Source organism: Micromonospora sp. NPDC048935 (genome assembly GCF_043197875.1).
In the GTDB taxonomy this organism is placed as follows: domain Bacteria; phylum Actinomycetota; class Actinomycetes; order Mycobacteriales; family Micromonosporaceae; genus Micromonospora.
Genome location: NZ_JBICTZ010000006.1, coordinates 410,951 through 424,510, shown reverse-complemented (window position 1 = coordinate 424,510; position 13,560 = coordinate 410,951). Strand labels below are relative to the sequence as shown.

General features: G+C 68.5%; 7 protein-coding genes. All 7 read right to left on the bottom strand.

The window, feature by feature from the left end:
* Positions 1–585: 585 nt before the first annotated feature.
* Complete coding sequence (locus ACGFIW_RS19525; RefSeq protein WP_393317362.1) at positions 586–2,034, bottom strand: TIGR02710 family CRISPR-associated CARF protein; 1,449 nt, start codon at positions 2,032–2,034, stop codon at positions 586–588.
* 2 nt (positions 2,035–2,036) lie between these two features.
* On the bottom strand, positions 2,037–4,223 hold the full coding sequence (locus tag ACGFIW_RS19520; RefSeq protein WP_393317359.1) for a hypothetical protein: 2,187 nt from the start codon (positions 4,221–4,223) through the stop codon (positions 2,037–2,039).
* 6 nt (positions 4,224–4,229) lie between these two features.
* Positions 4,230–6,542: an AAA family ATPase gene (locus ACGFIW_RS19515; RefSeq protein WP_393317356.1), complete on the bottom strand. Its 2,313-nt coding sequence runs from the start codon at positions 6,540–6,542 to the stop codon at positions 4,230–4,232.
* Positions 6,543–6,648: 106 nt separating this feature from the next.
* Positions 6,649–8,004, bottom strand: a complete 1,356-nt coding sequence (locus tag ACGFIW_RS19510; RefSeq protein WP_393317353.1) for a hypothetical protein — start codon at positions 8,002–8,004, stop codon at positions 6,649–6,651.
* Between the two features lie 178 nt (positions 8,005–8,182).
* Entirely contained in the window at positions 8,183–11,440 is a 3,258-nt protein-coding gene (locus ACGFIW_RS19505) for a DEAD/DEAH box helicase (protein WP_393317350.1), read from the bottom strand.
* Positions 11,437–12,828 (bottom strand): hypothetical protein, encoded by a 1,392-nt coding sequence (locus ACGFIW_RS19500; RefSeq protein WP_393317347.1) that lies wholly within the window; start codon positions 12,826–12,828, stop codon positions 11,437–11,439. The genes ACGFIW_RS19505 and ACGFIW_RS19500 overlap by 4 nt, the downstream gene beginning before the upstream one ends.
* Positions 12,819–13,559 carry a PP2C family serine/threonine-protein phosphatase gene (locus ACGFIW_RS19495; protein WP_393317344.1) on the bottom strand — a complete coding sequence of 247 codons (741 nt, stop codon included), beginning with the start codon at positions 13,557–13,559 and terminating at the stop codon, positions 12,819–12,821. The genes ACGFIW_RS19500 and ACGFIW_RS19495 overlap by 10 nt, the downstream gene beginning before the upstream one ends.
* Position 13,560: the final 1 nt, after the last annotated feature.

Genomic DNA, 13,560 nt, shown 5'->3' with positions numbered 1-13,560 from the left:
GCTGACCGAGAAGGGTGGGACTCTGCGTTGGCAGCCCATCACTCTGGACCTGGCAGCGAGCCTTGGCGAACAGGCCCGACACCGTGGCGCGGTCCCAACCACCGACGCCCTGCTGCGATTCCGCCACGGCGGGGCGCTCACCAGTCGCCGATACGACCATCTGTGGAAACGCATCGGCGAACGCCTGTCCTGGGTCGCCGCCCAGGGCATCTCACCCACTGGCTGCGCCATACCACTCTTACTTGGGTGGAGCGCCACTTCGGCTATGGGGTGGCCCGCGCCTACGCCGGCCACACTGACAGCACCCGGCCCAGCCACCACCACCTACATCAAGGCTGACCTACACGCCGTCGCCACCGCCCTGGCCGCCATGACCGGACAACCCCACCCACTCGCTAGCCCCACCGACAATCCAAGAGCGAGGCAGCGGTCCTCGCTATAACCGCAGTCACAAACCCATGCTGCGGCGATCGCCAGTCGCGCGAGAGTCCGAATTAGCGACCGCTGCCGACCCGCTACCTCCCAGGCATCGGCTCCTACAGGCCGGATGAGGTTTCGGCCGGGGCCCCGTGTGGTTACGAAGGCTCATCGGTCATTTGATATAAACTGTAGTCGACCACATAGTTCGCGGACGTCGGTGTCTGTTCCGTGTAGCTGCCAGAATATCGACAGTAGGTGATCGGCTCGACCGCGCAATCGCTCGGATTGTTCGGGGGTGATTGTGCGGTATCCGTGCGCGAGAACCGAATTGTTGCGGATCTCCGCTAGATCGCGCAGGTTGGCGATCGCCGAGGGGGTGTTCAGCTTCGCTTTAGCCGCGAACTCATCGCCGAGCGAGTAGAGCAGGGTGGCGGACTGGATGAGGCTGATGCTTGATGGCAATTCGCTGCTGGGCTGACCTCCTGTAGCCTGTAGTGCCCGCTGGTAGCCGCTGGCAACGGTATCCAAGCTGCCCAAGAGGCTGTAGTCGGGATTTTTGCAGGCGAAGCCCGGAGATGTCAGTTCAAGGTGGCGCGCCAGGCAGCCCTCGATGGTCCTATAGAAAAGCAACGCGGCAAAGTCCTGGCGCCCGATTTTTCGGTAGTGTTTGCCTAATACGAAGAAGCAGACCAAAAGGGCTGCCGGATTCGGTGGTTCGGTGGTCAACTCCCGAAGGAAATTTAACTGATCAGCAATGGTCTTGCTGGTCTGATGGGTCAGTTCACGCTCAGCCGCTTGCTGTGCCACGTCGACGGCCATGATGCACTCTTGTAGGCGCGACAGATCGAGGTCGCACCACGCGCGGTACAAGGCGCTGACCGAGCGCATAAAACGCGCGCGGGTTGGTTCGGCGATTTGCTCGCACAGGTCGTGATACTGGGCGTGGGCGCTGTCGAACGCTCCGCTGCGAAACGTTTCCAGCGCTGCCGCCATCTCCTGTTCTCCAAAGAGGGCGGTCGGGTTGGCCAGCAGTAGCGGTCGTTCGTCGCCCGGCACGACACGACGGAACTCCGGGTCGTATTCTCCGTCGATATAGCAGAGATCGAGGTTCAGCTGCCAGGCGGCGAGGGCGGCCGCCGCGCTCATGACCTTCTTGCCGCCGGTTATGTCGATAATCGCCGATAGCTTCCTCCCGTCCGGTGTGTCGTATCTCGCCAAGACGTCCTTCACCTCCCGGTACACGCCCTGCGGATCGGTCGGCTGCACGGGTCGATGCATAAAGTCCTGGTACCGGAGGCGGCCGCCGCCGACGACGTGCTTACCGATGAAGTCGATGCTCGCGTCCGCCTGCGCCGAGTAGATCACGAGCAGGCGGGTGGGACGGATCAGCTCATATGCGAGGATCGTGGTGAGCGGCGAAAAGCCGCTCATGCTGATCAGCAGGTCCACGGGGCGGGTGAGGGCCGGATTCTCCCGCCGGATTCGGGTAACCACCTCGTCAAGCATCTCTCTGAGGAAGTAGGACGTCGCCTGGTCCGACGGCGATCCGTCATCCCACCGGTCCTCGCCTCGCAGGATCCGTCGCAGCTTGACGTCGTGCTGGATCGCGCCCATGGTCATCTCCTGGTTTCCCATTCGTCAGAGTCCGGGCATCGAGGGCACTCTGGCCCGGACCGCACGGCCGATCCGCCGCATTTGCCACAGTTCGGGCAGATGTATGCTGCGGTTACGGCGGCCTGCCAGCACGGCACCGCGAGCACCTCGTTGCCGGGGCCGCTCGTCGCGTCCGAGCGGCCTTTCACCGTCTGCCGGTTCCCTGGCTGGATCACCGGGTAGTTCGTCCCGCACGAGCCGCATGATCGGGTTCCCCACTCGTTGTGGCACCTGCGACAGCTGGCGACGAATGTGCCCGATCTGGCGTGGAAGTCTCGAGGGGACCCGAGCTCAGCGCCGCACACCGGACAGTGGGCCAGTCGGTGCAGGCGCACCAACGCGGCTTCGACGGCCTCGTTGAGGGCATCCGCGGCGATGTGGTGTTCCCGGCGCCTGCTCGGAGGTACGCGCTGCGCGCGCCAGCGGGCGACCCGGTCGCGCAGAGCCATCCGCTCCGCCTGGGTCGGTGGACGTTCCAAAGCGAGGTGCCGCTCGTCCGTGGTGGCGCTTAGCCACCTCTCGCCCGCGGCCGCCAGCTCGCCGAGCAGGTCCTTGGGGCAGTGGACCCGGGGCGGGTATTGGGCAGCGTCCGACGCGATCCGAGCCCACTGAAGAGCCCGCGTCATGCGTTCCACGCTGTCGATCTCGGTCGGGGTCGCCGGCAGCAGCCCGATGCCCGGGCCGCCTGGCAGGTCGTTGCCGACGGTGTCGGCGCGGGCGCGCAGGCGCGGGGGTAGCGCCTGAAGCTCCTGGCGGGTACCCGGGTAAACGACGACGCGCGGCGCGTCGGCGTGGGTGCGGGTCTGGTCCAGTTCGTCGACGAATGCGAGCAGGTCTGGGGCGCCGTTGGCGGTGAGCGGGTGCGGCAGCGGTACGCAGACCAGCAACGGGCGGTCGTTCCGGTTCACCTCTACGCTGCCGTCAGTCCTGATGCGCAGTACGACTGTGTCGTCACCCGGCCCCGTGTAATAGATGTCCGGTCCGCCGGTGGTCGGGGCATCGGCAGTGGTGGTCTGGTAGCCGAGGGTGTCCATCGACCTGGCGACGAGCAGTGCGACGAATTGGTCGTAGCTGTTGCAGAATGCGCGGGGCGCGATCGAGAAGTGAAGCCCTACCTCGCGCCTGACCCGCGCCCAGGCCCGCCACAGCGCCGCCACGCGGCGGTAGTCCTCGTGGTGGATGAACATGTTGGTTTGTCGGAGGTCCGAGGAGAACTCCGTACGCCGGCTCACCCGGCGGTCCCGGTATAGCCGAGAGGTGAGCAGCCGGACGAGCCGTCGGCGGTGCTCCCGGGTGCGCCCCAGGAGACGTCGCACCTCGTCGTTGAGATCCAGGTGGTTGGCGAACTCACCGACGAGCCGGGCGAGCCGGTGTCTGGTACGCCAGGGCCGGTCCCTGAGCTGGCCGGCGAGCTCGTCGAGGTCGGCCAGGACGCTGCTGGTCGCCTCCAGCTTCTGCCGCCGCCACTCGAGGAACGCGATCAGGTGGTCAACCAGCTGGACCGCGGCCTGATTCTCGTACAGGTCCGGGTCCGGGTCATTGTGGATCGCCCGGAGGCGTCGGGGGAACACTCCGGTGACGGACCGTCGCTGCCAGTCCTCGGTGTGTGCGGCGAGGTAGGTGATGGCATCCTGGGCCATCCGACGGGTGCGCGAGAGGAGAACGACGCTCGTCTCGGGGCGGAGCCTCGTCTCGGGGCGCTGGCACACGGCTTCCAGGCGACCCAGGTCGGCGTCGATGGCCTGCTCCAGCAAGTCCACTGGGTCGTCGCTCACCCCACGCAGTTGGGCGATGAGGTCGGTGGCCAACGGTGGCACGGCGACCCAGCGCTCGTAGGCCGTCTCATCAGGCGAACCTGGCTCGGCCGGAGATTCGTGGGCGGCGGCGCCCAGGGCATTGGCGATGGCGACGGTACGCGCCGCTAACGCTCGGTCAGGCAGCGCATCGCGGGAGAAGTATCCCTCGCCGACGCTGCCGGACATGCGGACCGACCAGCGGCCGGAACCCGTCGGAGTGACGGGCGTGTGTGGCCCAGCGTCGTGCCCGTTGGCCTTGCCGGGCACTGTCAGCTGGTAGCGGCCGAGCAGCGGACGGGCCGGTAGTCGCCCGGCCCGCGCTCCGGTTACCCGGTCCCAGAACTGGTGCGCCACGGATCCTCAGGCCCCTGCTTCGATGAGTTCGTCGAGCAGCGCCCGCGTGGTGACCGGACCGTCCTCACCGTCGACCTGGGTCGCGCCGAGCTGGGGCCAGCCCTCGTCGATGAGGTCACGCAGTTCCTGGAGCTTCTCCGGTCGCAGGTCGTAGCGGCCGCGTAGCCGTCGCAGGATCCGAGTGGCGAGGATGTGGTCGGCGGCCTCGCCGGGTGACCCACCGGCAGCCACCACGACCGGAGCGAAGTCCCTGACCTGCTGTTCGAGCCGAGGCCCCCAACCGATCTTGAAATCACTGGCGAAGGTACGGGCGAGATGTTCCCGGAGGAAGGAGACCACCTGCTCCTGCGCGTCATGGTGGTCACGGCCCGCGTTGCCGAAGCTCCTGACCAGGGCCCGGCGAGAGATCGCCTCCCGGGGCGGGACCTTCCGCGGCGTCAGCGAGGGTGGTGTGGTGGGCAGTTCGATGACGTGTGCACGGTCGTACGTCTTGTCGGCGAACTGCACGGTCGTCTCGTCGTGGTTCGACGTCCCGAAGAACCATACATTATCGGGAATCGGCAGGTGGATGCCCTTGTCCACATCGAGCAGCCGTGGCCTGGGCTCCATTTGGTGGCTGGTGAGCTGCAGCCGGAACCGCGAACCCACGTTCTCCAGCCCGGAGAGCACATCGGCGAAGTACTGTTCCGGGTGGGCCAGGTTCATCTCGTCGAGGATGATGAAGAACGGGCGGTTCCGGTGGGCCGGGCAGGCGGCCTGGTAGATCGCCTTTGTGAATGCGGTCTCGTAGTACCGGCGTTCAAAGGCGTTCAGATGGCCGATGAGGTCCTGCCGGTCACGCCATCCGGCCTGCACCTCGATGACCGCGAAGTCGGCACCGATTGCCCTGGCGAACGCCTTGGGGAACGTGGTCTTGCCGATCCCGCTGATGCCCTGGAGGATGTGCAGCCTGCTCATGGCCATGCCGCCGAGTAGGCAACGGATGTCTCGTGCACGGTACGCCAGCGGCGTGCTGCCGCGTCGATTTGTCTCGTCTGCCAGGATGCGTTGCTGGGCGTAGGCGACCAGGTCGGTGAGGTCCGGCGAGTTGTCGGTGGCCCTCCGTTCCTGCTGAAGGTCCGGATTGTCATCCAGCTCTGTCAGGCCCGGGAACGGATTGACCCCGTGCGTACTGCTGACCAGCTTGTCCAGCTCGACCTGGGTCTGAGCCAGCAACTCCTTGTGCCTGTCGACGGAGTGTTGAAGCGCGTCGCGGTGCTCGCGCAGCTCCTCAAGCTCCGTGTTGGCGATCCGGTACGCGTTCTGTTCGGTGCGCAGCTTCGCGTTGTCGAACTCCAGCCTGGCGCGAATCCCCGGGCACTCGGCGTGCTCGCGCTGGAGCTGGACCAGCAGTTCGGGGTCGGCTGCACCGGGCACCGTGGCGACCCGCTGCATCAGCCGTTCGTTCTCCTCGGTGAGGTGACGTACCCGCTGGTGCAGCAGCTCGGGTGATTCGAACCCGGCGAGGCGGAGGGACTCGTTCCGCTCGTCGAGCTGCCGTTGCAGATCGCGGGCGTGGGCCTCCACGACCTCGTACTGCCTGGCGATCCGGTCTCGGGTCAGTTCCAGCTGCCTGAGCTGAGCCGCGACAGCCAGCTCCGCCCGTTGTTGCAGATAGGCGCGGTCCTCTTCCTGGTTCTCCTCCAGCGCCCGCACCTGTCGCTCACGCTCGCGGACCTGCCTCTCCCGGGCGTCCGCCTCCGCCCACCGTTGCTCCAGCTCGACCTCCGTCCTGGCCCGAGCCGCGTCGAGTTCGGCCGCTCGCCGGTGCCACTGCTCCTCCTGCTCCGCGTGACGCCGCTCGACATCGGCTAGGAGCCGGTGGCGTTCCGCCGTGAGGTCCGCCAGCAACTGACCGCGCTGCTCGGTTAGCCGGTGCAGGTGGCCGCGTTCCTGTTCGAGGAAACCGGCCTCGGCGTCGAGGCGGCCCTGCTCGACCTCCAGTGCCTGGGCGTTCAGCTCCTTCTCCCGCCGGTCCAGCTCGGCGCGGCGGTTGTCGAGCTGCCGCTCGGCCTCGGCGTGCCGGCGGTGGTCCTCGTCCAGCTCGGCACGGGCGGCGTCGACAGCTTTCCGTGCGTCTGCCGCCGCTTCGTTCGCGTCGGCGATCCGCTTCGCTTCCGCGTCGAGTTCGTCTCGCCGGTCGGCGACCCTAGCGAGCTCTTCGTCGATCTGCTGCCGGGCCTTGCGGTACAGATCCGCCAACTGCTGTGCCTCGACCCACGCCTCCTGGGCCCGGCTCAGCGGGAGGTCCGCCGGCACGGGCGGCGGCGGATCCGGCATGACCCCTTCCCGGTCCGCCACCGCTGCGGCGTCCCGAGCGCCTCGTCGGACGTCTCGCAGGAGGCTGTCCGCCTTTGGGTTCGTCTGTTGGGGTATGCCGCCGTTCTTACGTCGAGACATCCAGGCCCCTACTCGCTGTCGTCTGCTGGAAGAGAAAGTGGGAAACGGTCCAGTAGGTCAGGTCGAGTACGTCGTCGGCCTCGTGCGCCGTGGGCTCTCGGTCCTCGCTGTGGGAACCCTGGTTGCGCAGCTGGGTCGTGCCGTTGAGCCGGTCGAGGAGGTCGGTCCGGTGCCGGATGCTGCTGCGTAACGGATGGTCTGGGTGCTCGGCGCTGGCGAGCAGCACCGCGACCAGCAACGGGCGGAGCGACGGCAGGTGCCCACGCGCGGCGCGGGCAACCTGGTCGCCGTCCTGTTTCCGCATGCCGTCCGGTATCTGACCACCGATCTCCAACAGCTCGCAGGCCCGATCGAGGGCGGCTGTGAGTGCCTTCGACCGCAGCGTGGCATCGCGGAGCTGGCGGAGGAGGCTCTCGGAGAGCGGATACGCGTCGCGGACCGTGGTGAAGACGTTTTCGAGGACCTTGCCAAGGTTGTTGACGGCGGTCTGCCGGTACCGGCCGCCAACCTCGGCCAGCAGGCGAGCCTCGGCGAGGTCGGCCTCCACCTCGGTGAGCAGTTGGAGGATCTTCCGGTGGTCCGGATCGTGGATCCGGGCGCCCAGCCGGCGCTCGATCCGCACCGCAGCCTCCGCGCGTCGGCGGGTGTATTCCGCCCGCCGCTTCTCGGCGTCGTCCGCGGTGAGCTGGCCTTCGATCCCGGCGACGAGAGCGGCCAGCGAGTCGTCTTCGGCCAGCCGGGCCCGCACCCTTTCCTTAAGCCAGGCGTTCGGCCAGCCAGTGAAGGGATCGAGTACCTCCCAGTCGGCGCTGGTGACCGCGTCATCGGGCAGATACAGGTAGCCGGCGAGCAGCACCGGATCAGGCCGCTCGGCGATGAAGGAGACCCGGGAGACCTGAGCCGCCGGCGGCGGCGACGCCTCGTCCCTCACACCGTCGGGTTCACCGGCCGTGGCCGTGGCGCGCGCCGCGGCGATGACATCCCCCGGGCTCGGCCGGGACGGCGAGTCGACCCGGCGTGCCTGCACCACCACGGGCTCGACCGGTGGCGAGTCCCGTCGGTTGTCCAACCGCAGCCGCGGCCGGCCACCCGATCGGTAGTCGACGTGGGCATAACCCAGGGTTTCGACCAGCGCAGGCCACAACCGATGTGTCGACGGACCGCCGAAGGGGTCCTGGAAGATATGTACCAGCCGGGTCTGCGACGCGTCCGTGCTCTCGCCGGCCACCATGGCCCGGCCCGTCTTTGTGAGATTGCCCCGCTGATCGACGAGTCGCTGCTGCTGCAACATGAGCAGGATCTGATTGCACAGGTCGCGGTGCAGCCGCGTCAGTCGGGCCATCTCCGTCGGATCGGTGACTCCGGCCTGACAGAGCCGGGCGATCACTCGGGAGAAGGCGTCCAGGCGCCGACCCGTCAGATCCGGGACCAGTACCCGCCAGCACCAGGCCGGCCACAATATCCACCGGCCGCCCTGCGGCAAGTCCTTTCGAAAGGCGCCCACCTCGAGCACGGGTGTGTCAGGGGCGAACGACACGGCCGTACCGCCCTTCGCAAAGTCTCCGGAACTCGACCAGTCCGCGGACCTCGCGGCCGGTGGCCGAGGCGTCGAACATCGCTCCGTCACCGACCGCGATGAGCAACCGCTTCTGCCGGCTCATCGCGACGCAGAGCCGGTTGGCGAGCAGGAGGTGGCCGTACTTGCGGCGATTGGCCCTCGGCTCGCCGCCGGGCAGGTCGTTGCTGCGGGTGACCGACAGAAGTACCACGTCGAACTCCCGCCCCTGGAACGCGTCGACGGTGCCAATGTGCAGCCGGCCGGCAAGGGCGCCAATCGCCTCGTAGCGCCCCGACACGTTCCGGTCGGCCAATCCGGCGGCCTCGAGCGCCGCCCATACGGCCTGCACCTGCGCACGGTAGAAGGCGACCACGCCGAAGGTCAGGTCGGCTGCAACCTCGCCACTGAGCCGGACCAGCTCGCCGGCGATCCAGTCCGCCTCCGCCTTGCGGGACTTGCTGCGACCGGCGGTCTCCCCGCCGTGCCTGGTGCGCGGGAGATCTGCCCAGATCGCCACGGCGTCGCCGTACCGGTCGACGCCGTGGTGCAGCGCGGCGCTGTCCGCGCCCGATCGGAGTGCGGTGTCGTCCGAGTAGAAGGCGTTGCTGACGAAGTCGCCGAGCACCTGGTGCATCCGGAACTGGGTGTCGAGGGTGATCTCCCGCTCCGCCTCGCCCTTGGCCTTCGCGGTGCGCAGATACCGGAAGAGCCGTTCGAACATGCTCTGCCGGAGCGCCGAGAGAATCTCGTCCTCTGCCGAGGACTCGAGCTCGCGTTCAATGTCGGGTTCGAGTAGGTGGGGGAGCTGTCTATGGTCGCCGACCAGGATGATCCGCCGGCTGGCCAGACAGAGCGGGATCATCAGGTCGAGCGGGTTGGCCCGGGCCGCTTCGTCGACGATGACGGTCTCGAACCGGATCTGCTGGCCCCGGACCTGGTCGGCCATTGTGCCGGAGTTGGCCTGCTGGCAGGTGGTGGCGAGCACGGTGGTGAAGTTGCGGATCGCCTCAGCGACGCCGTGCGGGTCGTTCTCCAACTCGTCTATGAAGGCGGTCACCGCGGCGGTGACGCCGTCGGCCGAAGACATCAGGCGCTCCCGGAGGGCGCGGACGACGTCGCTGAACACCTGAACGAGATCGTCGTCGGGGACGGCCTGCACCGGGCCGGTGACTGGCGCGGCGAGGTCGAGTAGCCGCTCCCGCAGGTCCGTGAGACGTTCCAGGAACGGCGGTGGCCCGGCGTTGTCGAAGGCCGCTGCCTCCGTCAGCAGCGCCCGGTCCGCGTCGGCGAGGACGGTTGGCTGAGCCGAGAGCCGTAGCAGGGCCCGCCGGGCCATGTGTGGACCGTCGTCGGCAAACGCGACCGGGTCGACGCGGATCGCCGCGATCGATCGGCGCAAGGGGGTCAGGTCGTCCACAGGGAACCGGGGTCCGCCGGACGCCTCCGTCAAGTCGACGTGCACGGCGGTCAGGCGGGCCCGGATCGCGACGGGCAGGTAGCCGCCGACCAGATTGTCGATCTGGGCGATCAGGTCGGCGGTGCGCTCCGGGGCCGGCGGCTGTAGCCCGTATCCGACGACCAGCGTCTCGACGGTGCCGACGGCGCGCAACAGATGGCCCTCCGCCGGAAGCTCCGCGCGGAGCTCCGCTGACTTGCGGGCACACCACTCCTGTACGCCACGGTCGTCGCCCGCCCGTGGCCGCGCGGTGACCTTGACTGCCGGCAGCCCGAGAACCTCCGTGCGCCGGACGACCTCATCGACCGCGTCGTGCTGGAAGCTGGTTAGCAGCACGCTGTGCCCGACGTTGCCGGCCTCCTTGCGAAGCTGCGCCAGGCACTCCTGGATGGCGGTGATCACCCGGGTCTTGCCGGTGCCCGGTGGGCCCTGGATGAGTGCGACGTCCGGGGTGTTGAGCGCGATCCGGACTGCATCCTCCTGCTTGGCAGTGAAGTCGCGGTATTTCCGGAACGCGGCGAGTTCCCGAGGCTGGATCATCCGCATGGGCGTGGTGCGTGCGGACAGTAACTGGCCCTCAAGGATCGGGCCGAGCTGGGGCATCGGGGTGCGCAGTTGCTCGATTAGTTTCCGGGCGTTGCGCTGGCGGTTGATCCGGACCCGATCCCCGGTCAGGCTCAGATAGAGATCACCGGTCGGCGGCGGAGGGGTGAACTGCCGCCCTGGCCGGGCCTGGAGGGAAATGGTGCAGGCCGAGTGGTTGATCTGCGTGACATCGCCGTTGAACTCGGACGCCGGTGGCCGGTCCTCCAGGTTCAGCGTGTGGTCGCGCAGGCCGTCGGGCGCCCGGTCGGACGCGGCGAGGGCGTTCTCGTCGCCGAGCCGGGACAGGAACTCTCGCCCGCCGTCGGGATCGAGGTGGAAGCGGTAGGTGCGGCTGTCCACCCGGCGCACCTGGAGATACCGCGACACGCCGACGGTGAAGGCTCGGTCGATGACCTGCCGACGTTCCTTCTCGCTGTATTCGTCCCAGCGGTTGAGGTACTGGCGGCCGCTGCTCAGCAGTTCGGCGAACTCGGTGTGGTGCCGCTCCCGGAAGGTGGCGGCGAAGGTCTCGTCACGGAACGAGGCGTTCGCCTCGACCAGCGTCAGGGCGACGGCCGCGCGGTCGGCCTGGTTGGCCCACCGCACCGTACGAAGCCATAGCCGACCGTCCCGGTTCTCGATATGCGCCGTGATCCTCGACCCGTGCAGTCGGAATCCCTGGTCGAAGCTCACCGCGCGTTCGGGCGCTGCCGATGCGAGGAACCGGGGTGCCCGGTCCGTCCCGGCGGGAGCCGCGACTAGGAACTGGTCAGCCAGCCACTTCGCTGTCTGGTCGACGCGCCGCCGACCGGGCAGCACCCGGGCCAACGCCTGCAGGCTGTGGTCGTCGAGGCCGAACACAAGGTCCGGATCCCACCGGACGTGGTGGGCGAAGCGGTGCACCTGTACGGTGACCGTGTCGTCCCCGACCCTGCTCACCCAGGCGATCCGTGCCCCGCCGCTGTCGAGGACCTCGTCCAGGTGGTCCTGGTCGGCCGGTCCATGGCCCTCGACCGGCCAGACGTCTTTATCCACGACGAGCATGGCCGCACTGCTGGCCCGCGACGTGCGCAGCGTCGCCTCGTGACCGATCTTGACTGAGTTGCCGGAGAGTGCCTGGTCGAGCGGCTTGAGGACGATGCTCGTCGTCGCGCCGTACTGGAGATCCTGGATCCTCACTGTCGACCCCCCGGGTCCGTCGCGAAGCACAGCCAGCGGTTCGGGCGGCCCAGCCGGGCGAGCCGGAGGCTCCACATCTCGCCCGCCCTGCCGGCCCGGATGCTTGCCACCCTCTCATGCGGCAACGTGCGGAATTTACTGCCGTCTGGAGCGACGAGCTCGATCGCTTGGCCGGCGTAGTTGCCGATCTTCATGTGGTCGCCCTCCCAGCGGAGCTGGAGCATTAGCCGGTTGGGGTCGGCCACTCGGCCGAGCACGAAGCCGCGCGACACAAGGAGTTCGTCGCCCTGGACGGTGACCAGCTCACCCCGGTCTGCGACGGGCGGCCGGGAGTGGTCCGGTGTCATGCCGTCGGGAAGATCGAGCAGCAGCCGGACGTGCAGGGTGGGCGGGCGGGGAGCCTCGTCGCACCATGGGCAACGCTCCGCCGACAGGTCGAGCTGGTACGTCAGGCCGCACGCCGGGCAGGGCACGACGGACGTGCCGGCGTCGCGCAGGGCGTCAGCCCATCGCCCGGCGCCGGGTCTCCGGTCGCGGCGCCGCAGCCCGTCCACGAAGGTCGCCCGGAACATGCTCTCCAGAGCGGGAGGGAGCACTAAGCCGCGCGGTTGGATTCCCCTAGTCGACACGTTGGAACGGTCGGTCGGATGGTCGACCCAGGGGTGGGAGCCGTTTAACGCCTCTGCCTCTGCCTCCTCGTCATCCTCGTAGAGTTCGTCGCCCACAAAGGGGTGGTCCAGGGTGAGCAGCTCGAAGGCGACGACCGCGAAGGCGAAGATGTCGCTGAGGCTGTCCGCCCAGCGGCCCGCGCCGGCCCGCAGCTCGGGAGCCGAGTACCGGCGGGTGTAGACAGGGCGCCCCCGGGCACCGGCGAAGGAGACGTTGTCGGTGTCGATGAGCCACACATGGTCGCGATCGAGTAGCTCGGAAACGAAGATGTTGCTCGGCGACGGATCCTGGTAGACGAGGCCCCGGGCGTGCAGTGCGGCGAGCACGTCGGCGAGCCGGGCGAGCAGGCTGAGCCGTCGCCTGAGCCCGCCGGTGTCGCGATAATGCTCGACCGCTCGAGACCCTGCCGGAACGGAGGTCACCCTGCTCAGCGGGGTGAGGCCGTCGAGCAGGTCCATCACGTATCCGACGTGTGGTGGTGCGAGGGTGTCGATCGGGCTGGCGACCGACAGCCCGTCGAGTGGCAGGCGGCGGAGCGCCTTCAGTCGTCCCGCCCATTCGGCAGCTCGCTCGGACGATGCTTCCCGGAGCACTTTGACCGCGTGCCGGCCCCCCTCGACCTCGTACACCGATCCCTGGCCGCCCCGCCCCAGCTCGCGGATGAGCTTCAGTGTGGTGCCGCTTGCCGTGCGGACCTTGCCCGGAAGGGTCAGTGACATGCTGACACACCTCGATTCGTCCAGTGCAGGGCCAGCGTCTTGTCGTCGAAGTGACCGGGCGTCGGCCAGGCGCGCAGTTCGGCGACGAGGCGACGGTGCCGTTCCGGGGGTGGCAGCGGCCTGAACTCCTGTTCCAGGTGATCGATGAACTGGCCGATCGACTCCGGGCGGAGGTCGTCGGCCACTCCGTCGGTGGCCAGCAACACCCGGAATCCGCTGGGCGGCGACGGCAGCCACCGGCTGCGCCATAGCGGCCGGCGGCCGGGCAAACCCAGCGCGTCGGTCTCGTTGCCGAAGCCGGCCCGCTCGGTCACCAGCCGTTCGGTGGCGTGCCCGGAGCCGAAGGCGATCAGTCCGTCGCCGACCTGGCCCACCAGCACGCCTCCGGAGCGGTGGATGAGAGAGAGCATCACCGTGGTGCTGCACTCGGCCGGGTCCCGGTGAGCCAGCTCGACGCACCAGTTCGTCTCGATGCGCGCGAAGAGGCGCGACGGGTCTGGGACCTCGTGGTCGGCGAGTCCCCGCACGGCCCGGTGGGCCGCCCGGCACACCGCGACCGCGCCGAGTCGGCTGTGCGGCCGGGACCCTAGCCCGTCGGCGACGACGACCAGCGAGCCAAACCGCCCGGCGATTCCCCACCAGGCGTCCTGCTTCGCGACATGATGCCGGCGGTGCGCCGGCCCGCAGACCGAGGCGCCGAACCAGGTTCGAGTGGTTGGTCCCGTCCCCACG